Source organism: Streptomyces sp. NPDC033966, assembly GCF_055575955.1.
This window is the reverse complement of the sequence record NZ_JBVIRQ010000028.1, coordinates 1-21,287: the sequence shown is the minus strand read 5'-3', so window position 1 is coordinate 21,287 and position 21,287 is coordinate 1. Positions and strand designations below refer to the sequence as shown.

Below are 21,287 nucleotides of genomic sequence, written 5' to 3'. Positions count from 1 at the left end.
CTGGTGAGCACCGACCCGCTGTGGACGACCCGCCGCGCCCAGGCACTCGCCGCAAACCGGCAGGCCGGCGGTCTCGTCCGGATCGGCCGACAGGCCCTCGGCTGGCGCCAGGCCGACCTCGGCAAACGGCTTCGCTGCTCCGCCTCGACGGTCTCCCGCCTGGAGGGCGGGCAGCTCGTCGGGGACCTGCACTTGCTGAAGGATGCGGCCGCCGAGGTCGGGGTTCCTGCCGAACTCCTCGTCGCAGCACTCGGGTTACAGGCGTCACCCGCGCCTAGAGTTGCTGTCGACGCCCCGTCCGTCCGAGAGGATCCGATGCTCCGCCGCACTGTCATCGCAGCCGCCGGGCTGGCAGCACCGCTCAGCCTCCTTGGAGGCCTGGACACGGCGCTGGCCACCACCCCCGACCCCACCGGATCCCGGCTACCGCTCGACGCCCGCCTCGCTGCCGCCAGGGCGCTCTTCGATGCCAGCCAGCACGCCGCCCTCCTCAAGGCCCTGCCCGACCTCCTTGGCGACGCCCACCACGCCGCGTCCGCCGACCGGACGGACCTCGACTATGCCCGCCTGTCCTCCGCCTACACCCTGGCCTCCACTCTGCTCAACAAGCTCGGTCACTACCAGCAGTCCCGACTGACCGCCGACCGCGCCGCCACCTACGCCGAGGTGTCCGGCTCCCCGCTCGCCGCCGCGGCCGCGGCCCGCGAACTCGCTGCGGTCCTGCGCCACCAGGGCCAGGAGGTGGCCGCGCAGGCTCATATCCAGCGCGCGGTTGCCCGCGTAGAGGCCACCGGCCTGACCACCGACGCGCAGGCCTCGGCCTACGCGCAGATGCTGTGCACCACCGCGTACACCGCAGCCACCGCCGAGGACCGTGACCAGGCCCTCACCATGCTCCGGGAAGCCCGCCGCGCTGCCCGCGACCTCCCGGACCAGGCGCCTGTCGGCCGCCTGTTCCCTATTACTCCGGCCGCCGTGGACCTCTACGCCGTCGGCGTCCACTGGGCCCTCGGAGACGCCGGGACCGCCCTCGAAGCGGGCCGGAACCTGCACGCCGGCCAATTCCCCACCGCCGAGCGAAAGGGGCGCATGTACACAGACATGGCCCGCGCGTGGTGGCAGCACAGCAAGCCCGAACAGACCGCCACAGCCCTGCTGGCCGCAGCCCGGGTCTCCGCCGCCGAAGTACGAGACCGGCCCGCGATCCGGCAGATCGTCGCCGACCTGCGCGCCCGCCACCCCCGAGTGACTGGAGTAGGCGATCTCGTCGCGCTCACCCGCAGCCCGGCGTAGCGCGAGCGACCAGCCGCCCCGCCGTGAGCTCAGGCCTACCTTCAGGAGCACGAAGACTCCCGGGGTGAACCGAGGGTCTTCGTGCAGCGGAAGCTGTTCCACGCCTGGGCGCATCCCGTATAGGGTCATCCCCTGGTACAGGGGCAGCAACCTCGCTAGGTGGGGCGACCACCGGGTCCCAGGCCGCGGCGGTGAGGGAAACCTAGCAGGGCTCCCCAGTGCGTGGACCGGATTCCAGTCGAAGTCAACCCTCAGGGTGAACGGCTGAGATGGCGTGCGGCCGCGGATTCGAACCGCCGCAACTCAGGGTGCGTCGCCGTGTCAGGAGCCGTTCTCTGGCTCATCTCGGCTCCACCGCCGAAGCACGTGCTCCTCGCCCTGGCCGCCGGCCTCGATGATCTGGATGACAGCAGTCGAGTGACTCCCGTACAGGCCGATCCAGTTCCGGTAGGCGCGCTCCGCCACCACCTCGTGACCCAGGCCGCCCTGGAGATGGGCGTGGGCCGCGATCCGATTCCTGAGCGAGGCCGAGCGCATCCACATCGCAGACCGGCTACGCGAGCGGGCATCGGTCCGGCAGATCGCCGCGGAGCTCGGCCGCAGCCCCTCCACGATCAGCCGTGAGATCCGCCGCAACCGGCGGCCCATGCCCAGGGGCGGCTGGGCCTACCAGCCGTTCCACGCCCACCGCAGGGCCGAAAGACGCCGAGCCCGGCCCAAGCCCGGCAAGATCGGCCAGAACCCCGAGCTGCGGGACTTCATACAAGACCGCCTCACGATGCGGTGGAGCCCCGAGCAGATCTGCCAGGCTCTGCGGGCACGCTTCCCCGACCGGCCGGAGATGCGTGTGACCCACGAGACGATCTACCAGGCCCTCTACGTCCATGGCCGCGGGGAACTCCCTCGGGAGCTGACCCGCGCTCTGCGCACAGGACGGGCCGTGCGCTGCCCTCACCGCCATGCCTACAAGCGGGTCTGCGGGCCGATCAAGAACATGGTCATGATCAGCGACCGGCCGGCGGAGGCCGAGGACCGTGCCGTCCCCGGGCACTGGGAAGGCGACCTCATCATCGGCAAGGACGGGCAGTCCGCCATGGGCACGCTCGTCGAGCGGTCCACCCGATATGTGATGCTCGTGCACCTGCCGCACGGCCACAGTGCCACCGCCACCCGCGACGCTCTCACCTCGACCGTCCAGACCCTCCCAGCGCACCTGTGGCGGTCTTTGACCTGGGACCAAGGCTCGGAGATGGCCGCCCACCGGGCATTCACCGTTGCCACCGACATCCCGGTCTACTTCTGCAACCCGGCCAGCCCCTGGCAGCGCGGATCGAACGAGAATACGTACGGCCTGCTGCGGCAGTACTTCCCCAAGGGCACCGACCTGTCGGTCCACCCCCGCGAGCACCTCGACGCGGTCGCGGCCGAGCTGAACAGCCGGCTCCGCAAGACGCTCGCCTGGGCGACCCCCGCCACACGTCTGCACGAGCTGACAGCTCCCCTGAGCTGATCTCCGTGGCTACCTGGGATCGTCACTGTCCCAGGGATAGACAAAGTGACGGGGCCGGATGTCCCATGTGCTGAGCAGGGTGATCAGCTCGGACTCATCGGTGGCGTCAGCGGACTCGATGAGGACTGCGCCGATGTCGTAGTCGAATCCATCGATGCGTTCGCGGTCGTACTCCCAGTGCTCAAGCCGGAAGCTGCGTTCGACGTCGCAGCGAACCCATCCCTCGTCACGCGCCTGGGCATCGTGCTCGCTCTGCGTGGGGCGGATGTCCACGAATGCGCGGCGATCTGGCCGTGATGCCGAGACCTCCGCAACCAGCCTCCTGCCGAGGCGGAGCGCCGTCAGTTTGTCCGCCGACCAGTCCGATCCGTCATCCATGAGGTCTCATTCTGGTCCTGCGTATGCAGGGCAGAGCAACGGGGCCAGGCAGTGACCTTCCGGGAGCTGTTCAACCCTCCGGGCCCGCTGAAACGGCAGCAACCGTCCCGCCGACGCTGCAGCAGTGGCGCGGCCGGGAACTCCCAGCCGAGCCGCTGCCTACACTGCTCGCCAGTACACGTCAGCGATCACGTGTTGCGGTGATCCCTAGAATCCGCCCGCAGGGAGGGGGCACCGCCGTAGCGTGTCGCTGGCCGGTTAGTAACGGCCTTCGGGGGTCATTCCAAAATTTTGGAATGACCCCCGAAGCGCGTTCACGCCCACGGGCGAGGCCGGGCTCCGTGGTGTTGGCAAGCGTCTCCAACAGGAGGTCTGTGACTTCGGCGGAGGGCTTGCCGTACTGCTTGGCCTCCGCCGCGATCCAGGCGCTCGGGCGGGCAATCTGGCCCTTGGACATCGTCCAGTCCTGTTCCTTTGCGGTGGCGGCCGCGGCTTTGCGGCGCTGGGGGCCGGGCAGCTGCTGGGAGGCGAAGAGGCCGCCCAGGTCTTCCGCCGGCGGGCCCGCGTCACCGGGCAGCTCCAGGGTGGCCCCGCTGGGCAGGGTCTTGGCCGCGAGGTACTGCGCGAGGTTCTCGACCACGGGCCCGGTTACCCGCTGGCCCGTGGCGGTGCCGTACTGGCGCAGCTCGATGTAGGCGGCGGCCACGGGGGTGTGCCCGTGCTTGTCTTCGACGTCGACCAGCGCGCGGACGTGGGAGTCCGCCACCGGCCGCCCGTACGCCTCGGCGATCTGCTGGGCCAGACGCCATTCCCTGATCTCCAGGTAGGCGGCCGACTCGCTCATGCCGTCCCATTCGGCGTCCAGGTACTGCTCCCGCGTCTGTTCGCCGTCCTCGCCCTGGTACAGGCGGCGCCGGAACGCAGCCTCCAGGGCCTTGCCCCGCATCCACTTCGCGGTACCGGCGTGGTCGCGGGCTTCGTGGATGCGGTCCAGGTCGCGCTGCTCCCGCGGGTCGAGGGGGCCGGCGCGGTCGAGGTCGACGGGTTCGGGGATCAGCTCGGGGACGAACGCGCGGGACGGTCCCGGCGCGCGACGTCGCCGCTCACAGCGCCCCTCCCTGCTTGGGCAGGTGGCCCAGGTGCTGGAGTTCGGTTACGAGGGCGTCGTAGGGGGCTCGGCGCTCGGGCTTGTCGCACGGGAACCCGATGGCGGAGGCGATGGACTCCCGCCGGGGGATCCGCGAGGAGAGCACGTTCTACCGGTGCAGGGCGCCGTCCTCGCCGCCGTTGGTCAGCAGGTCGGCGTACCGCTTCGGACTGTTGGAGCCGGCTTGGCACCGGTTGAGCAGTACCACGGTGGTGGGGGGTGCGCCGCTGTCGCGGAGGGCGGCTGAGCGGCGGATCACCTTCGCAAGCGGTGTGCCGCGCTCGGGCCGGGTCAGCCGGTCGTAGTCGGGCTTCGTTGGGGACACGGTCACGATGACGAGGTCGGCTACTTCCAAGACCGAGTCCACGATGTCCGGGTGGTTCTCCGCGTGCCCGGCGTCCACGACGTTGACCCGGTCGTGGTCCATCTGCGGATAGATCGTCTCGGCGAACGCGGGGGCGTCCGCTTCGTGGACCTGGCACGGGAAGTCGTTCACGTCCCGCGCCCACGCGGCCAGCTGTAGAGACTCGTCTGCGTCGTAGCAGGTGACCGGATATCCAGCCCTGGACAGGGCGTAGGTCAAAAGTCCCGTGTTCGTTGTGCCGCCCATGGTGCGGGGCTTGAGACTGGCGATCAGCATGCCTGCCACCCTAGCCAGTCCGGGGGGCTCCACGACATGTGCCGGGCATGGTCCAGCTCCAGCTCCAGCTGCTCGGCCCTCTCCTCCCCGGGGGCGGAGCCCCTGATGAGGGCTTGTCGGTGGCGCACGCGAGACTGTTCCCCGGGCAGGGAGTGAGGAGCGGGCGTGGGGATCGTTGGGGAGAGTCTGGACCGGGCTGCGGAGGCGGTGTTCACGCGTCCTATCCCCAAGTCGGCGGGTGCGCAGATGCGCTACCTCGTCAAGCAGCACCGCGGCTCGACCAAGGCCGTTGCCGGGCTGCTGGGCATTGCGCAGCGCACGGTGGAGCGGTACCTGCGGGATCAGATCAAGCGCCCGAAGCCTGACCTTGCCGGCCGGATGGAGCGCGAAGTGCGGCGCCGGTGGCAGCCTCTGGTGCGCAAGCGGGCCCGGGAGCGGGCTGCGCGGCAGACCGGCCTGGTCATCGAGACCCGGGCGCGGTTCGGGTTCACTGCGGCTCCGGGGACCACGGATGACGGGCGGATGCGGCGGGTCACGCAGCACCTGCCGCCGGAGTACGCGGGCCGGCTGCTGGCTGCTCAGGACGCCGGGGCCTCCGAGGCCGCCCTACAGCGGATCGCCGCCGAGGGGCTCCAGGAGGTCTATTTCCGCGACGGGGGAGCCCGTGCGCAGCAGCTGCTGGTGGAGTTCACGGACATTGACTACATCGAGGTGAGCCTGTGATCTCGCCTGTCTCCAGAGGTTCGGTAGGGGCGAATCCGGGCGGGAAATCGGGCCGTTACGCAGAGGTTCCCGAGCCTGTTTTCCAGAACGGCTCACCGGGGGCTTTCCGCGAATTCCCCGGCGAGACTGACTAGCCGTCAGATAGGTGTGTTCCGCTGCCGGACACCGCAAGGCTGGCTGCTGGGCGCCGCCGCTCTGCTTCCCGCGCCGGCCTTTGCCTGTCCGTACGTACCGCGTCGACCCGAGGAGAGAGCCATGTCCCGCACGATCTTGACCAGTGAGCAGTACGACGCCGCGCACCACGCGGCCTCCGCCGTCCTCTCGCCGCACGGGGTGGGTTCCGATGTGCAGGCGGAGGCGCTCGTTGCGGTTCTTGCCGCGGTGGGTCTGCTGGCGCCGCCGCCGGAGCCGGACCCCAGCACCTGCACGGCCTTTGTTCGCCGACCCCGAGGGGGAGTGGTGGCAGTGCGAGGAAGAGTCCGGCCACGGCCCGGATGGGCACGACGGCGGGGACTGGGGCTGGGGCGACGGCGACCCGGATGCGATTCCGGCCCGCTGACGGACCCGTATCTGCCGCCGCGGGGGCGGGAGGGCGTTGACGTCCGCGAAGGGGACTGCGGGCCGGCCCGCAGGACAGAGACAAGGGCCCCGATAACTCCCCGGTAAAAAATGCAAGTTCGGGCTACCATCTTGATCCAAAAGCAGGGGGGGATATGGGTAGAAAGAAGCAGGACGAATCCGAGGACGTCTACGCCCACGCGGCCGGCGCGATCGGCGTCCTGGGCATGGTCCTGGGCGGCCTGATGGTCATCAAAGCGAAGCTGGGCCTGTCCTGGCCGGTCACCGTCATCCTCACCGTCGCCGTCCTGGTTGCGATCGGTTATGCGGCCTGGTGGGTCAAGACCACCGTTATCCGACTGTGGACCCGGACCCCCGAGCAGGCCCCGGCGGCGGCGCCGGCGCAGGCTGCTGTGCCAGAAGTCGCCGAATCCGCGGTGGTGACGCATCCGGAACTGACCGAGGCCCTGGTGCGCACCGGGGCGATCGGCCGCGACGAGGTAATCCCGCTGACCGACGTCCATACCCGGGATTTCCCGGGTACCGGAATGGAATACACATTCCTGATGCCCAAGGGCCGCACCCATAAGGACCTTGCCGGACGCCTCGGCCCCGTCGCCTCCATGCTCGGCGTCACACGGCTGCACCTGAAGCTGGAGTCATCCCGGAAGACCGAGAGGGAAGTGCGGCTGCTGAAACTCGACCAGCCGCCGTTCAGCCGGACATTCGCACCGCCGACCCGCGCAGAGATCCGCGCGTACCCCGGCATCCCGTTCGGCCACGATGTCACCGGGGCGCTGACCGGAGTGCCCACCTTCGACAAAGCCAGCATGCTGATCGCCGGTATGACGCAGATGGGTAAAACCACCCTCGTCAACGGAATCATCACGTGTCTGCTGATTGCCTACGGCAGTGATTTCGATCTGTACTTGCTGGACGGCAAGCTGTGCGGACTCACTAATTTCGAAAAGCTCGCAGTCCGCTATGAAGCATCCGACCAGCCAGACGTTATGGAATCCATGCTGGACGATCTCCTCTCCCGCGTAGATCGCCGCTATACCAAGCTCCAGGAAGCCGTCCGGAACAGGAAGCCTGAACCGACGCTCCGGCGCGTCTTTTTCATCGTGGACGAAGCTGCGGACTTCTATACCGACAACGGCACCAAGGATTCGCAGAATCAGGTGCGCCGTGTGGAAGACAAGTCGCGGCAGCTGGTTGCGAAGTCCCTGGAATCCAAGATTTCCACCATCATGCTGACGCAGCGCCCGGCGAAAGAGGCAATCCCCGTCAAGGTCCGGGATCAGTTTCTCTACCGCATGTGCCTGTATGTGGCGTCGGAGGGCGGGGCGAAAGTCGCTCTCGGGGACTCCTATTTTGACACGGTGGCGCCCATTCACCCGGCGCTGCTCGACTCCTCCATCAAGGGGCAGGCGGTGCTTTTCGCCAACGGGGTGTCCACCCTCCTTCGCGGTTTCGCGTTCCCGGATGCGTTCATCTGGGAGGTTGTGGACGAGGTCTACGCCCTGCGAGGCGAGGTGGCTGAAAACCAGCCGGAATCACCGCGTCGAAAAGCCATTGTGGCAATGCGTGCCAAGGGTATTGACTTCATCACCACGCCCGTTCTGGCCGAACTTGTGGGTGTCACGGAACAGAATCCGACGGAACGGGGAAAGCAGGTGAGTCGGCTCATGGGAGTTCCCGCCGGAAAGCTCGGGCAGGGCAGGGGCTATCACCTGGCGGACCTTGTGGCTGCCGAGGCCGCCGGCTCCTGACCGCCATGCCCACCGCCATCAGCACCGCCATGCCACCGCCACGCACCCGCGTCCGCTGTGCTGCTGTGCCGGTGGGGTGGCGGTGCTCCGGCGGTGGGCATGGCGGTCAGTATGGCGGTGCTGACCTGGGAAAACGTCGAGAAGGGGGGATGTCGTGAGATCTGCTGCTGTAGCGGGGCTCGGCGCCGGGGCGACCGCGCTCGTCATCGTGGGTGCGTTCGTCCAGGCCGCGGGCGATACGCCGGCGGGTAAGGCCCTGGGGATGGGCCTGTCGGTTTCTGTGCCGGGCCAGTACCGGGGACTGGTGGAGAAATGGGGGAATAGCTGCCCCGAACTCAGCCCCGATATTCTGGGCGCACTGCTCCAGACGGAATCGGAATTCAAGCCCGACGCGGAATCTCACGCGGGTGCCCAGGGTATCGCCCAGTTCATGCCGTCCACCTGGGAAAGTGACGGTATTGATGGCAATGGGGATGGTAAGCGCAATGTCTGGGACCCCGAGGATGCGATTCCCTCCTCGGCGAAATACCTCTGCAAGGTTGCTCAGGAAGTAAAGGATGTTCCGGGTGACAGGCAGAGCAACATGCTCGCCGCCTACAACGCCGGATCATACGCCGTCGTAAAAGCCGGTGGGGTTCCTGTAAACGGTGAGACCGAGGGGTACGTCAAGTCCATCAATGCCCTGGCGAGTAAACCCGTCGGGGGTGGGGGTGTCCTGACTCCGCAGCTGGCTGCAATTGCCGTCAACACGGCAGGCCGTCAAATCGGGATGCCGTACTCGTGGGGCGGAGGAGACGCGAACGGCCCCAGCACCGGATCCTGTTGCTCTCCTAATGGAAGCAGTGGCGCGAGTACCGTCGGATTCGACTGTTCGGGACTGGTGCTCTACGCCTACGCGAAAGCAGGGATATTCCTGCCTCGTACGGCGGCGGAACAGTATGCCGCCTCGGAGCCGGTGAAACGCGAGGAACTCCGAGTGGGGGACCTCGTATTCTACGGAAGTAGTCCGGAAAGTATTCATCACGTTGGTATCTATATCGGCGGCGGGCACATGATTGAAGCACCCCGCCCGGGCGTGAATGTCCGCTACTCGCCCATCACCTCAATGCCGGATTTCTACGGGGCTGCACGGCCCACGCCATCAAAGAAGAAGGAGATCTAAGTGCGTAATTACATCCTGGCGGCCCCCGTCGACATGTCTGAAGGTTTCAGAGACTTCTTCGACACCATCGGAATGACCGGCGGTGGGCTCGTTACCAAAGGTGTTGCGGCTGTGATCGCGATTATCGCGGTCCGGATGCTTTTTACACTCCCGAATGACCCCAAGATCGCTCTCCGGAAAGGGTCGATGGCGATCGGCACGCTTTTCGTAGCCGTAATCCTCGCGCTGTACGGAAGCACCCTTTTCGGAACCGTGACCAACGCACCCAAGCCCCCGACATCGGCCCCCAAGAACGGATGATGAGTCATGCCGGAGCCGGATAAGGACCCGTGCGAAGGGGTAATTGGCCCGCTGAAAGAGGATTGCCTGCGCGGGGCGGCCGAAGGCAAGACTCTTCCCCCCATTGAGCGCGGCGGGCCAAACGACCCCTGTGCTCTGTTGGACGAGCAGGTTAAGTCGTACTGCTATGGCGATCGCGGTATTCCGGGGGGCTCGGAGAGCGGGGGTGGTGTAGGTGAAAACAGCCTGACAGGCGGCGCAGCCCATCACGTCAAAGACCTTGCCGACTATCTGATCCGGAATATTGAGGGGCTTCTCGCGCCCGAGGATTCTCTTGCGCCGAAAACGGCTGACGACTGGCTTTACGGCCAGTTCCTGTGGCTCGGGCAGCATATGGCGGTCGCGATTTTCGTATGCGTGATCGCGGTGTGTGGTTTGACCGCGTGGCAGGGCATGCCCCGACTGCGTCAGATGGGCGCCTCGGCAGGGTGGACGCTCGCGGCCGTAGCCGGCATGGCCTCGGTACCGGGTGTTGTGGTGCTGCTGACGCAGGCCACCAGCAGCGCTTTTACGGCGATGTTCGGCAGCAGCTCGACGACCTTGTTCGGCGCCGTTCGGGAAGACCTCAACAAGGCGTCCGACTCCGGCAACCCCTTGGCGATCTTGATCATTACCGCGGCGCTGGTCGTGGCGCTCGGCTTCGCAACGATCGTCTTCATGTGCCGCAGCCTCGGCATCCTCGCGTTCGTGTGCATGGCGCCGCTCGTACTCGCCTCGCTGGCTCGCGGTGGCGACACCTCGGCCGTGAAGACCTGGGCGCTGCGGCTGCTGGGGCTGATGTTCTGCCCGTTCGCCTTGATCATCGTCTCGCCGTTCGTGAAGCTGGCGGCGGGGTCTCTCGTGATGGACGCCGCGCTGCTGGTGGTCGGCGACGTCCTCATGCTGCGGATGATCTTCCACGGCCTGCCCTACTTCGGGCCCCGTGTCGCAGGGGCCGTCCGCGGCTACGTCGAGAGCCGCACCACCAACCCGCTCGCGCGGGCCGTGGTCCGCGCCGGCAGTCCCGACGTGTACGAGCACGAGAACGTCCCGCGTCAGCCGCGGGCGGTGGACACGCCGGGCAGGGCCGTGCACCAGGACCGCGGAGTGCTCCTTGCCGCGTACGGGATCAGGCAGCAGAAACGCGCGGGCCGACTGACCACCGGATCCGCGGTCGACAAGGCGCAGACGGAAGCCCCGCGCGCCCAGCAGCTGCTGGAGGCCCGCCGCCGTGCGCGGGCGGCCGCCGCCTCAGCCAACCCCACCCCGAACTCGAACTCTGGCGGGGGCCGGCCGTAGCGGCCGGCACACAGTCCCGCCCCGAACTGCCGCGGCTGCCGCGGCCGCGCCCTTAGGAGGACGCGTTGTACTCCCTGACTCCCGGCTACCGTCTGCCCGGCGTGCAGCGCGGACTCAGCCCCGCAGAGTCCGCGCTGACCAAGGTGGTTGCCGGGGCCGGGGGCGCCGTCCTGATGTCAGCGCTGATCGCCCCACCGCCCCTCTCCGCGTTCGCCGCGGTGGGCGCGGCCGCAGCGGTGATCAACTTCTCGCCGGGGCCCCGCTCGATCGGCCGGTGGGCCGCGGTCGGCTACCGGCGTCTGGTCGAGCGGTCCGCGCCGGCCTCGATGACCGACCGGCCCGGATCGACCGAGACGTGGGCGCTGTACCCCGAGCACGGCACCATGCAGGACCCGCAGCGCCGCGCCGACTTCCATGAAGCGTTCTCCCGGGCGCTGACGTTCGCCGGGGCGCAGGCGCGCACGGCGGGCATTCAGGTCCACGTCACCCACCACGCTGCCATCAGCGACCACACCGCGCACACCCAGACGATCACCGTGCACGTTCCCCGCGGGGTGGCGGGCGAACGCGTCCTGGACACCCTTGAGGGCGAGTTCGCGGCGCTGGGGTCGCTGACCCTGATGGAGCCGGAGCCGGTCCCCGCCGTGGTCGAGCGGGGACCCGGCTGGGTTGCGCTGGGGGAGGGGCACTACGCCAGCACGGCCCGGATCACCGGCTGGCCCGATGAAGCCGGCGGAGACTTGATGCCGCGGCTGCTGCTGGGCCACGAAACCGAGAGGTCGATGTCCGTCCTCTACCGGCCCTTGCCCGCAGGGCAGTCACGCCGCTCCGCGAAGTGGCAGCAAGCCGCCTCCGAGGCGTTCACCGCCGACCGGATCAAGCTGGAGTCGCAGGCCGCGGCCAGCGACAGCCGGCGCGGCGCGATCGTCCAAGGCGCCGCCCTGGTCGACATCGATGCGTTCCTCACGGTGTGGGCCGACAGCCCCGAGGGCATCGCCGACGCGCGGTGGCAGACCGAACTCCTCGCCGACCGTCACCGCATCCAGCTCGACTGGCTGACGGGCCAGCAGCACCGCGCCCATGTGATGACCACGCCCCACGGAGGCGCCACCCGGAAAGGCGCGATCCTCTGATGCTCAGACTGCCCACCAGCCACGCCGCGATCACGGTCCCGCTCGTCACCTCGAACGCGCACTTCCGTGGGATCCCGATCGGCCGGTCCCTGCTGGACGGACGGCGCTTCAACCTTTCACCCGTCCTGGCCGACGCCGCAGTACTGCCCTCCACCAACTCCCTTGCCCTGGGCGGCCTCGGCAGCGGCAAGAGCACCACAGGCAAGATCCGGATCCGCCGCGAAATCCTGCACCACCAGCACCAGGCAGTGATCATCGACAGCTTCGGCGAGGACAACGCCGGAGAGTGGAGCGCGCTCACCAACTCCCTCGGCGGAAGAGTCATCGCCGCCGGGGACTTCACGCTCAACCCGTGCTCAGCCCTGCTGCCACCGGAAGTACGCGAGCAGCTGATCCGCTCCCTGATCGCCGCAGTGGAGCCCGCAGCCCTCACCCCCCAGTCCACCCATGCCCTACAGCACGCCCTCAACCACCCCAAGGCGGTGTCGCTGGGCGGCCTGGTCGATGTCCTGGTGCACCCGGAAGACGGCCGGTGGCCCGCAGCACGGCTGGCGACGTGGGGCGAGGACGTGGCGATAGCTCTGTCCCGCTACACGGAAGGAAGCCTGAGGGGCCTGTTCGACGCGCAGGACGCGGCCCTGCCCCCCACCGACCTGCCCGTCATCTCGTTCGACTTCTCGCGGCTGGACCGGAACAGCCCGGCGATTCCGAGCCTGATGGCCGCGGTGTCCTGCTGGGCCGAGCACGTGTGGCTGCCGAGCTCGACCGCCGTGCACCGGCACCTCGTACTTGAAGAGGCCTGGCAGATCCTCCTCTCCCCGGCCACATCCGAGCTGATTCAGCGGCTGCTCAAGAACTCCCGGAAGGCCGGCCTGAGCCTCGACGTCTTCATGCACACGCTCTCCGACCTCGGCACCGGCCGCGCGCAGGATCTGGCACGGCTGTGCGAAGTCGCCCACGTCGGACGCCTGAACGCTGAAGAGGCCGGCATAGTCGGGGCGCTGCTCGGCCTGCCCGACTGGGCCGTCGCCGAGATCCCCAACCTTGCCCCCGGACAGGCGGTGTGGAAGGTCGGCCCGTCCTACGTCGACATCGTGGAGACGCTGATTGACCAGGAGGAGGCCCGGCTGACCGATACCTCCGCCCGGCGCCGGCAGGCACAGCAGCACCTAGACCAGGCCGAGACGGACCTGGACGAAGAAGAGGAAGACGAGACCGAGGCGGAGGAGGCGGAAGAGGCGGAGCCGGAGGAGCAGGAAGCCGAGGCCGGCGCCGAGGCGGAGGAGCAAGAGGCGGAGGAGGAGACCCGCTACGCCCTGGGGGACTACCTGATGAAGGCGCCCGCTCCGGGCCCGGCCGGTGACGACGAGGATGTCCCGTCCAGCCCGGTCGACCAGCGGCATGCCGCCGTCGTGCGGGCCGCGCGGGAGGGCCGGTTCAGCGAGGCCGCCGAACTCGCTGTGATCGGCGAGCGGGAGGACATCAGGGCGTACGGCATCAACAGTGATCAGGCCATTTCCTGGCTTTCCACCAGGGCAGTGGTCGCCGATCTCGGCGGTAGCACGGACACGGCCGCCCAGCTGCGCGCTACGGTCACCCGCATGGGTAAAGAGGTCAACTGGTGGGACAGGGACGTGGATGTGACCGCAGGAGCAGACCAGGGTTCCCGGCACCCCGGTAGCGTCCTGCCCGCCGCCGCTCCCGCGCCGGCCCCGCACGAGCAGCCCGCGCGGCCGCGGCGCCGTACCTGGCCCGCGGTGGCCGTGGTCGCCGTCCTGGCCCTGGCCGTCGCCGGTGTCTGGCAGAAGTCGGAGGACGACAAGCGGGAGCGGGAAGCGGCCGCCAAGGCGGCGGCCTACAAGGGCAAGGCCGGCGCGAGCGTGGTAGCCGACGAGGTGGACGCGGACGTGATCGCCCGCTGGGGCAAGGATGGTGACCACGTCATCATCGAGCTGAGCGCGCCGTTCCAGCCGAACGCGCGATACCTGCGTCTGGAGGCCTCCGGGAAGAGCGTGTTCAGCGCCCGGAAAGACGACCGGTACACGAAGCCGCCGCAGCTCGACCTGCCGGTCAGTGATCGCCTGGCAGACGTGACGGTGCAAGTAGAGATCGGGGGGAAGAGCTGGACGGAAGGGACCAGAGGGACTCTCCGCACGATCCGGTTCTCCCCCTCCGGCGCCGCCTACGACGCCAAGACCGGCGTGCAGCTCCCACGCAACTGAGGCCCCGCTCCACCGCCCGCCGGCCCGTACCCCCAGACAAGGGGGTACGGGCCGACGTCGTTCGGCACGCCGGGCCCGTCGGCCGCAGGCTTCACTCCTCGCCAGAGTCCGGCGCCCAGACGTCCGGCCCGCCGCCGCGCCACTCGATCAGCACCGCGTCGTTCAGGTCGACGTCATCGGGGTCGAGGCCAGCCCGGCGCAGAAACTCGAAGATGTCCGCTTCGCCGAGGGCGCGGCCGAGGATCTCGCCGTCAACGCGGACACGGCGCCCGCCCTGGGCATCGGGCGGGTAGACGATGACGCGCAGGTCGGGGCTCATCCCTCCACGGTGCCGGTAGCCGGTCACTCCAGCACTCCGAGGGCGGTGTCCGGGCGGCAGTGCAGGCAAGCGGAGATCCCCTCGGCAAGGGCCCGCCGCGCGGCGTCGGCCGACGCCGCCTTGCAGCGGGTACGGGTGTCCCAGCAGCCGCCGACGTGCACCCGCACGGCGGGCCGGCCGGTGCCGATCCCGTGCTCGATCAGCCATTCCGGGGGCGGCGGCGCCGGGCGCCGCTCGCCCTCGGCGGCGAGGATCTGTTCCTCGGTTGCTATCCAGTCGCGGGTGCGCTGGAGGTCCTGGACCTGGACGCGTTCGAGGAAGCGCAGCATGTCGAGTCGGGGGCTGCCGAGGGGGTGTTGCGGGACCATGATCAGTTTCCGTACTGCGCCCGTCGCTGCTCGCGGCAGGTCTCGCACAGGGGGTTGGCCGGGGCGCCGTAGCGCGCGCAGGTCTGGTGGCAGCGGGCGCAGGGGCCTGCCTGGCTGGGTGCCCAGGTTGCTGGTCTGGGGCGGCTGGGGGTGGGGGCGGGGGTGGTCACCGGGGGCTCCCTGGGGGTGCGGAGGGCGTCACTCCTATTAGATCTCATGTTCGAATTCTGAGGCGAGTGCGGCGCGACCCCTCTCACCCGCGCGGACGTGTCGCAGGTCACATCGGGGAGGGTTGCGGGGCTAAGGGAGCGATCGTGTAGCGCGCGCTCGAGCCGGACCAATCCATGCGTTGACCTGCGGTTTCGTAAGACTTGCGGGGCTAACCCCTCGGCACTCCAAAGTGCGGATCACGCCTCCAGCCGGAGGCGTGATCCGCGCTTTCACGCAAGGAGTGATCTGTCATGAGCACGTCAGGATTTGAGGAGCGGGCCCGCGGGGAGTCCGGACCGGAGCCGGCCTGGCATTCCGGGGAGCCGGCCCCGCGCCGCCGTCCTTCGGCCGGCCGCCGCCTGGTGGCCCGGCTGGCCGAGGAGGTGACCGTCCAGGCAGTACAGGCTGCGGTGTCGGCGTGGGCGCCAGAGTGGGCGCAGGCAGTGGAGGTTCTGGCCGTGGCGGTAGACGCCGCCCGTTCGCTCCGCCGAAGCCGGGGCCGGCGCGGGCGCGGCTGACGCACAGGCACGCCGGGCCGCCCTCCCAGGGCGGCCCGCGCGGGGGTACCGCGGCGAAGGCCCCGCCGGGGCGAACCCGTGCCGGTGCGTTCGCGAGGGTCAGGCGGGGTGAGGGTTGCTGCGGAAGATGTTGAGGCGGTCGGGTTGGCTGTGGCCCTGCCAGGTGGGGTGGGGCCTGGCGTTGAAGGAGGTCGCGGTCGGGCTGGGGATGTAGGTGTGGGGGAGCGTGAGTTGCCGGGAGGCGGTGGGGGAGGTCTCGGCGGGCGCTTCGAAGAGGTAGGGGGAGGCGCTGGTGCTGTCGGTGGCCAGGTGGGGGCCAGGGGTGGTGAGGGCTGCGGCCTGGACGGCCTGGGCGGTGTCCAGGGGGGTGCGGAAGACCGCGCGGAGCTGCTGGAGGCCCGCGGGGGTGATGGTGCTGGTGGTTGGCTTGGCCGGCGCCGAGGTGTTCTCGGTGTCGGGGGAGGGGAGGGTGTTGGAGATCAGCAGCGCGAGGAGGACGGGGACGGCCTTGCGGGTGAGTTCGGCCGTGGCGGCCCTGAGTCGGCGTGCGCTGGCCAGCGGGAGAGACAGGGCGAGGGTGCCGATCTCGGTGCTGGTGCTGGCGGGCACTGCGCCACAGACCACTTTGTTGGCGTACTCGCGCAGGTCGTAGACGAGCTCCCACGGTGCGATGCGGTCGAGGGTGTCGATGAGGTGGCGGGCCTTGGTGATGGTGCGCCGGGTCAGGCGCGCCGGATGGTGCCGGTCGAGGTGGTCGGCGAGTTCGGCGGGCGGAAGCTGCTTGAGGAGGCACTTGCCGACCGCGCTGGCGTGGGCCGCGGCCCGGAAGTCCACCCACTCGTTCACGCCGGGGGCGATGGGACCGTCGGCCATCTGCGTGATCTGGACTTCACCGTCGACATAGCGGGAGTAGTAGACGGCGGCTCCGAGGGTGTCGCGTGCCAGCGTGAGGGTGTGGTTGAGCTGCTGGCGGATGCCGCCGGGGGAAGCGAGCCGGTCGAGGGCCGGCCCCGGCACGTAGATGTCCGCAGCAACGGCGAGCGCGAACTCCTCGCCAGCATCGGTGTGAGCCGGTCGCAGGTGATCCCCGTAGCCTGGGAGATACGGGCGCTCTCGGCGCCCAGCGGATGCTTCTCGAGGAACTCGACCACGGTCTGGGCCAGCTGCGCCTGGTGCAGCGGGTCGGCTCCGGTGTTGTTGGCGGTCACCGTCTCCCTGCGTACCGCCCTGACGCGCCGGACTTCGCCATCGGCTGCCCCGGCCTCGGACTTGTTCTCCTCGATGTCGGCGTTCTCCACCGGCCGGGGACGGGGGCCGGGGCAGGGATCCGGGGATGGCGGGGTTGAAGACCAGAGCCAGGGCGGGGGAGAGAACAACCTCGGCATGCCCCCGCGTCTCGGCTTCGTCCTGAAGCTGGAGCATCACCCGAGGGGGCACCGCGAACCGCTCGGGACCACCAGGCACGGTGAAGTAGTGGTCCGCGGCCTGGGCACGGCTCTGGGAGGAATCGGTCTGCGCGAGCGGCCGGCGCAGCGTCGGGTAGAATCCAGGGTGACGGTCAGTAGGGCGGGGGCCGAGCTGGTGGACCCGGTGCCCGGTGAGGCTGTGGGCGGTGAGCGCCCGCCGCAGGCCGGTGCTCAGCACCGCCGTGTCCGCCGCGGCGTCGGCACGGCGGGTCACCCCGGCTGCGGCCGGGGCGTGCTCGACGCATTCGCGGAGCGCGGCGACGGCGGCCGGGACGACCTCCAGGAGCTCGGCGGCCTCCGGGCTGAGCTCGGACAGCGCCCCGGCGAGCACCTCCAGCGCCGTGGCCGCATCCTCTACGGCGCTGGCATTCCACCGCTCGGGTCCGGCGGCGTCGGCGAGCGCGCACACCGCGACGACGGCCTCCTCGGCCAGCGCCTCCACGTTGCCCGGCTTGGTCGTCAGCTTCATGTCCCGCCCAACGAGATGTGACCGCGCAAGGTCGTGCGCGCTGATCACATGATGACGCCCGCGACACCGCTGGCCCTGCCGGGTCGCGGGGGCACCGGGCAGCCCGTAGACCGGACGTATGGTCCTTCGGCCGCCGGTGGAACCGATGCTGGCGCAGGCCCGCGACACGGTGCCCGCGCCGGGCGCGCTGCCCGGGGAGCTTCGGTTCCAGCCCAAGTTCGACGGCTACCGGGCGATCGTCTACACCCCGTGGCCGGCGCCCGGACCGCTGCTGGTGCAGTCCCGCCGCGGCAGCCTCCTGCAGAGCCGCTTCCCTGACCTCGTGGCCGCTGCCACGGACCTGCCCGACGGCCTGGTCCTCGACGGCGAGCTGGTCGTGTGGGCCGGGGAGAAGATGTCGTTCGAGGCGCTCCAGCGGCGCGCGGTCTCCAGCGGCCGCACCGCCGCCCGCCTCGCTGGAGAGGCACCGGCGCACTTCATCGCCTTCGACGTCCTCCAGATCGACGGCCAGGAGCTTCTGCACGTCCCGTACGGCGAGCGGCGCGCGCAGCTGGAGCAGCTGTTCGCCGACCACAAGCTGAGTGCCCCGTGGACGCTCTGCCCGGAGACGACCGACCTGGCGACGGCGCAGGAGTGGCTGACGTCCTGGACGCAGGTGCCCGGCGTCGAAGGACTGGTGATCCGGGGGAGCGGTCAGCGGTACTTGCCGGGAGCCCGTGCGCTCTACAAGGTGCGCCGCCGGGACTCCACCGAGGCGGTGGTCGGCGCCATCACCGGGACTGTGCGCCGGCCGCAGACGCACGTGCTGGGCCGCCTCGACGCGGCCGGGGCGCTCCGGCCGGTCGGCCGCAGTACGCCGCTGCGGCCGGACGCCGCGCGCGAGCTCGCCGACCGGCTGACACCAGCCGGGCCTGGACATCCCTGGGAAGGCGTGCGGTTCACGACCTCCTGGGGGTCGCGGACGCCGCTCGACGTCGTGCTGGTCGAACCGGAGCTGGTCGCCGAGATCATGGTGGACACGGCACTGGAGCGCGGGGCGTGGCGGCACCCGGTGCGCTTCGCCCGGCTCCGGCTGGACGTCGCCGTCGCGGACGTCCCGCCCTTCGGCGCGGCCGCCGAGCCCGCCAGCGGGTGATTGGCCGTGCCCACCAACTCCGATGCCGTCAGGGGCTGGCGAGGATGTCGTGGGTGCCAATGCGGCGCCAGATGACGTGCTGTACGCCTTCTCTGAACTAACGACCTTGGGAGCATTCGCGTCCGGGGCCTGTTGGCGTGGAAGATCGGCTGTTGGGTGATCAGCAGACGGCCTTTTGTTCACTTGTGAGTGGCCCTGGCAACATTTCCGTGAAGCAGGGACGTCCCCCGTGGGCCCGTAACACTCCGACACGGGGAGCGGCAGTGTCGGCGGGCGCCATGGCAGCTGTCCGCCTCAGTGATCCTCGACGATGAAGCAGGCCCGCTCGTAGAGTTCGTCGAACGTGATTACCTCGACGTCCTGGATGGATGTCCGGTACAGCTCGAAGGAGCTCATCTTCTCCGGGTTCACGGCGCCGTTGTGGGTGAACTCGCGCAGGCTCCCGATCACCACGACTTGTCGCGGGCGGGTGGTGGACAGTTCGATGTCTGTCGGGGTGCCGTCTTCCTCGTAGATCCGGGTGAGGAGCTGGCTGGAGATGAGCTGTTGGGCCTTGCTAGCCGTCTTCTGCACCTGCGCCACGCCGCCGCCGAGTTCCCTGGATGCCTGGTAGACGCCCGCGCGGTATGGGGTCATAGAGAGCAGTTCGGTGTCGTGGGTCTTGATCTCGCAGAAGAGCATGCTGCTGATCAGGCCCTTGGACCGCATGATGGCGTCGATGCGTTTCCCGGCTCCGCCGAAGATGTTGGCGCCGGTGGTGATGCGTTCTAGTTTGCCGTCGTTGATGGACTCGCAGGCGATGAGGTTGAGGCCGTAGCCGAAGATCCACTGGTTCGCCTCGAAAAAGGCCTGCCAGACCGCCTCCGGTCCGCGTGTCGTTGCCAGGCTCTCTTCCTGCTGGAAGTAGTCCGGATCGGTCAGCAGCCGCTCGAACCTCTGGAGCTGTTCCTTGCGGTTGCTGATCAACCGGATGTCTTCTTCTGTGAGCCCGCCGCCGATGGCTGTCCTGACCGCACCGAGAACCATCGTCCGGTCCTGGCCGGTCAGCAGCTGGGCCAGTTGGGCCTCGTCGCCGGCCACGAGCTGGAGGGAACTGCCGGGTGTGCTCAGGCCGGTGCAGCCCTGGAGGAAGTTGATGACCTTCCAGAAGTTCTCGTGGACGTCCCCGGTGTCGACGAGCGCCTTGACGGCCCGCGTGGTCCCGGTCTCAGGCACTGTCTGCGTGGTGGAGACTTCCCCCGCCTTCTTCTTGTCCTTCTTCCAGAGCTTGATCCTCGGCGTGAAGGTGTCGCCCTTTTTGATGATGGTGACGTTGCACAGGGTCGCTACCTGCGGACGGTCGTCGAGGACAAAGTCGGTGATCATCCGGCTGGCGCGGGTGTCGTAGAGGTAGTGGAACCCGCTGCTGTCTTGCGAACCGCGGATCTCTAGGTCGGTGAAGTTCCTGCGAGTGACATCGAACTCGGTAGTGGAGAAAGGGAGCCGGATGCCTCGAACGGTGGGGGTGGCGGGCACTGCGGCTTGGGTCCGCCAGTCCGGTGGGATGCTGGGCAGCGGGCGGGTGTCGCCTTCGATAACGAGGTCCTGGACGTCGATGCGCCCGAGCTGGATGAGCACAGACTGCAGCGTCTGCCAGACCAACTCCTTCGCCTCCGGGGTACAGGTGGGCAGAAGCTCGCGCTCCACCGTCAGGACCGCCTCGTAGGTGGCATCCGTCCAATTGTCACCAGGTATGGGATGGAAGAAGCCGCCGTCACGACGGAGGGTCAGGACCGCGGTGCGAAGCAGGTCGCGTGCGGTTTCCTCGCCAGCGCAGTCCAGGAGGCTGAAGGTCTGGCCGAGGACCAGGTCGAGCTTGCCCGTGTCCTCGTCCTCCAGCGGCAGCGGGACCAACGGGCCACTAGGCGGAACTCGTACCGGCTCATACAGGGGGCGGCCCGAGAGGAACTCGTGCGCACGCAGATTCCATCCGTCCGGTGCCAGAAGCAGGTTCAGTTCCTCGACGTGTTTTGTGGCCTCCTCGACGTCAGCCGCCACTTCAGGGTGGACCACCCGTGCCAGAAAGCTGAGCAGTACCTCGTCCGGCCCGTCGGAGAGCTCCAAGCGGGAGTCCTCGAAGATCCAGTCGTCAGGCAGGTCATCGTTGTTGAACCGGTGCTGCTGGATATCGGCGCGGACAGTCGGAAGCTGACTGTCACCGACTGGAGTTCGGTCCAGGTCGTAGAGGCCCTCCAGGAACGTAACCTCGTCCATTTTGCCCCACCAGGGGCGCGATATCCCGCGCAGGTACGTGAAGATGTCACGTCGTGTCACCGCTGTGATGGTCGGCGGCTCGTTCGCTCTGGCGGGATCTGTCGAAGTCATGCGTCCAGGGTGGACGGTTAGGCAGCAGGGCGCCGGACAATTGCGACTTTCACCTAGTCGATCACGCTGCCACCCCGGCTGCGGGGCCGTGGGCCCGTCCACCGAGTGGACCGCCCGATACCGAGCGGTTGGAGTCCATCGCGTGGGCTCCACCCGGTGGGCGCCACTCCACTCAGTGGACTCCACAGAGTGAGCCTTCGCCAACTTGAAGTAGCAGGTCAAAGGGCTGGTGTGACCGGTCCGCGGGGTACTCGTGCTGGTCGTGGGCGGGAGTCCGTGTAGA

General features: G+C 68.9%; 18 protein-coding genes and 1 pseudogene. 10 read left to right on the top strand and 9 right to left on the bottom strand.

Annotated elements, in window-relative coordinates; genetic code table 11:
- Window positions 1-3: 3 nt before the first annotated feature.
- A complete protein-coding gene (locus ACZ518_RS38040; RefSeq protein WP_469117604.1) occupies window positions 4-1,293 on the top strand; it encodes a helix-turn-helix domain-containing protein in 1,290 nt (429 codons plus the stop codon).
- A gap of 321 nt (window positions 1,294-1,614) precedes the next feature.
- Here ACZ518_RS38040 and ACZ518_RS38035 read toward each other — a convergent pair whose 3' ends face one another.
- On the bottom strand, window positions 1,615-1,836 hold the full coding sequence (locus ACZ518_RS38035; protein ID WP_469117603.1) for a hypothetical protein: 222 nt from the start codon (window positions 1,834-1,836) through the stop codon (window positions 1,615-1,617).
- On the opposite strand from ACZ518_RS38035, the pseudogene ACZ518_RS38030 reads away from it, so the two are divergent.
- Window positions 1,805-2,803: pseudogene (locus ACZ518_RS38030) on the top strand (IS30 family transposase); the annotation flags it as partial. The gene ACZ518_RS38035 and the pseudogene ACZ518_RS38030 overlap by 32 nt on opposite strands.
- Window positions 2,804-2,812: 9 nt before the next feature.
- On the opposite strand, the gene ACZ518_RS38025 reads toward ACZ518_RS38030, so the two are convergent.
- The 4 genes from ACZ518_RS38025 to ACZ518_RS38010 all read right to left on the bottom strand — a co-directional run bounded on the left by ACZ518_RS38025 (window position 2,813) and on the right by ACZ518_RS38010 (window position 4,968).
- On the bottom strand, window positions 2,813-3,181 hold the full coding sequence (locus ACZ518_RS38025; protein ID WP_469117602.1) for a hypothetical protein: 369 nt from the start codon (window positions 3,179-3,181) through the stop codon (window positions 2,813-2,815).
- 181 nt (window positions 3,182-3,362) lie between these two features.
- On the bottom strand, window positions 3,363-4,127 hold the full coding sequence (locus ACZ518_RS38020; RefSeq protein WP_469117601.1) for a hypothetical protein: 765 nt from the start codon (window positions 4,125-4,127) through the stop codon (window positions 3,363-3,365).
- Window positions 4,128-4,284: 157 nt separating this feature from the next.
- Window positions 4,285-4,434 carry a hypothetical protein gene (locus ACZ518_RS38015; RefSeq protein WP_469117600.1) on the bottom strand — a complete coding sequence of 50 codons (150 nt, stop codon included), beginning with the start codon at window positions 4,432-4,434 and terminating at the stop codon, window positions 4,285-4,287.
- Between the two features lie 3 nt (window positions 4,435-4,437).
- Complete coding sequence (locus ACZ518_RS38010; protein ID WP_469117599.1) at window positions 4,438-4,968, bottom strand: P-loop NTPase family protein; 531 nt, start codon at window positions 4,966-4,968, stop codon at window positions 4,438-4,440.
- Window positions 4,969-5,133: 165 nt separating this feature from the next.
- On the opposite strand from ACZ518_RS38010, the gene tpg reads away from it, so the two are divergent.
- The 7 genes from tpg (at window position 5,134) to ACZ518_RS37975 (ending at window position 14,155) form a co-directional block, all read left to right on the top strand.
- Window positions 5,134-5,691 carry a telomere-protecting terminal protein Tpg gene (gene tpg, locus ACZ518_RS38005; RefSeq protein ID WP_469117598.1) on the top strand — a complete coding sequence of 186 codons (558 nt, stop codon included), beginning with the start codon at window positions 5,134-5,136 and terminating at the stop codon, window positions 5,689-5,691.
- Window positions 5,692-6,404: 713 nt separating this feature from the next.
- Window positions 6,405-8,021 carry an FtsK/SpoIIIE domain-containing protein gene (locus ACZ518_RS38000; protein WP_469117597.1) on the top strand — a complete coding sequence of 539 codons (1,617 nt, stop codon included), beginning with the start codon at window positions 6,405-6,407 and terminating at the stop codon, window positions 8,019-8,021.
- 154 nt (window positions 8,022-8,175) lie between these two features.
- Window positions 8,176-9,183, top strand: coding sequence for a C40 family peptidase (locus tag ACZ518_RS37995; protein ID WP_469117596.1), 1,008 nt, complete (start codon window positions 8,176-8,178; stop codon window positions 9,181-9,183).
- On the top strand, window positions 9,184-9,483 hold the full coding sequence (locus ACZ518_RS37990) for a hypothetical protein (protein ID WP_469117595.1): 300 nt from the start codon (window positions 9,184-9,186) through the stop codon (window positions 9,481-9,483).
- A 6-nt stretch (window positions 9,484-9,489) separates the two neighbouring features.
- Entirely contained in the window at window positions 9,490-10,800 is a 1,311-nt protein-coding gene (locus ACZ518_RS37985; protein WP_469117594.1) for an energy-coupling factor transporter transmembrane component T family protein, read from the top strand.
- A gap of 65 nt (window positions 10,801-10,865) precedes the next feature.
- Complete coding sequence (locus ACZ518_RS37980) at window positions 10,866-11,933, top strand: hypothetical protein (RefSeq protein ID WP_469117593.1); 1,068 nt, start codon at window positions 10,866-10,868, stop codon at window positions 11,931-11,933.
- The gene (locus ACZ518_RS37975) at window positions 11,933-14,155 is read left to right on the top strand and encodes a hypothetical protein (protein WP_469117592.1); all 2,223 of its coding nucleotides are present in this window, start codon (window positions 11,933-11,935) and stop codon (window positions 14,153-14,155) included. Before ACZ518_RS37980 ends, ACZ518_RS37975 begins: the two co-directional genes overlap by 1 nt.
- A gap of 91 nt (window positions 14,156-14,246) precedes the next feature.
- Here the strand turns inward: ACZ518_RS37975 and ACZ518_RS37970 are convergent, their stop codons facing one another.
- From ACZ518_RS37970 to ACZ518_RS37960, 3 genes are all read right to left on the bottom strand, one after another.
- Complete coding sequence (locus ACZ518_RS37970; protein ID WP_469117591.1) at window positions 14,247-14,474, bottom strand: hypothetical protein; 228 nt, start codon at window positions 14,472-14,474, stop codon at window positions 14,247-14,249.
- Between the two features lie 23 nt (window positions 14,475-14,497).
- Window positions 14,498-14,842, bottom strand: a complete 345-nt coding sequence (locus tag ACZ518_RS37965) for a DUF6233 domain-containing protein (protein WP_469117590.1) — start codon at window positions 14,840-14,842, stop codon at window positions 14,498-14,500.
- 827 nt (window positions 14,843-15,669) lie between these two features.
- On the bottom strand, window positions 15,670-17,505 hold the full coding sequence (locus ACZ518_RS37960; RefSeq protein ID WP_469117589.1) for an IclR family transcriptional regulator domain-containing protein: 1,836 nt from the start codon (window positions 17,503-17,505) through the stop codon (window positions 15,670-15,672).
- Between the two features lie 145 nt (window positions 17,506-17,650).
- Here ACZ518_RS37960 and ACZ518_RS37955 point away from each other — a divergent pair, with 145 nt between their 5' ends.
- Window positions 17,651-18,640 (top strand): ATP-dependent DNA ligase, encoded by a 990-nt coding sequence (locus ACZ518_RS37955; RefSeq protein WP_469117624.1) that lies wholly within the window; start codon window positions 17,651-17,653, stop codon window positions 18,638-18,640.
- 294 nt (window positions 18,641-18,934) lie between these two features.
- Here ACZ518_RS37955 and ACZ518_RS37950 read toward each other — a convergent pair whose 3' ends face one another.
- A complete protein-coding gene (locus ACZ518_RS37950) occupies window positions 18,935-21,004 on the bottom strand; it encodes a Shedu anti-phage system protein SduA domain-containing protein (RefSeq protein WP_469117588.1) in 2,070 nt (689 codons plus the stop codon).
- Window positions 21,005-21,287: the final 283 nt, after the last annotated feature.

What these genes read in the sequence shown, in the direction of transcription:
- ACZ518_RS38035 (WP_469117603.1), bottom strand. Translation starts at nt 1,836, where the DNA reads ATGTGGATGCGCTCGGCCTCGCTCAGGAATCGGATCGCGGCCCACGCC.
- ACZ518_RS38025 (WP_469117602.1), bottom strand. Translation starts at nt 3,181, where the DNA reads ATGGATGACGGATCGGACTGGTCGGCGGACAAACTGACGGCGCTCCGC.
- ACZ518_RS38020 (WP_469117601.1), bottom strand. Translation starts at nt 4,127, where the DNA reads ATGCGGGGCAAGGCCCTGGAGGCTGCGTTCCGGCGCCGCCTGTACCAG.
- ACZ518_RS38010 (WP_469117599.1), bottom strand. Translation starts at nt 4,968, where the DNA reads ATGCTGATCGCCAGTCTCAAGCCCCGCACCATGGGCGGCACAACGAAC.
- ACZ518_RS38000 (WP_469117597.1), top strand. Translation starts at nt 6,405, where the DNA reads ATGGGTAGAAAGAAGCAGGACGAATCCGAGGACGTCTACGCCCACGCG.
- ACZ518_RS37985 (WP_469117594.1), top strand. Translation starts at nt 9,490, where the DNA reads ATGCCGGAGCCGGATAAGGACCCGTGCGAAGGGGTAATTGGCCCGCTG.
- ACZ518_RS37975 (WP_469117592.1), top strand. Translation starts at nt 11,933, where the DNA reads ATGCTCAGACTGCCCACCAGCCACGCCGCGATCACGGTCCCGCTCGTC.
- ACZ518_RS37970 (WP_469117591.1), bottom strand. Translation starts at nt 14,474, where the DNA reads ATGAGCCCCGACCTGCGCGTCATCGTCTACCCGCCCGATGCCCAGGGC.
- ACZ518_RS37965 (WP_469117590.1), bottom strand. Translation starts at nt 14,842, where the DNA reads ATGGTCCCGCAACACCCCCTCGGCAGCCCCCGACTCGACATGCTGCGC.
- ACZ518_RS37960 (WP_469117589.1), bottom strand. Translation starts at nt 17,505, where the DNA reads ATGAAGCTGACGACCAAGCCGGGCAACGTGGAGGCGCTGGCCGAGGAG.
- ACZ518_RS37955 (WP_469117624.1), top strand. Translation starts at nt 17,651, where the DNA reads ATGCTGGCGCAGGCCCGCGACACGGTGCCCGCGCCGGGCGCGCTGCCC.
- ACZ518_RS37950 (WP_469117588.1), bottom strand. Translation starts at nt 21,004, where the DNA reads ATGACTTCGACAGATCCCGCCAGAGCGAACGAGCCGCCGACCATCACA.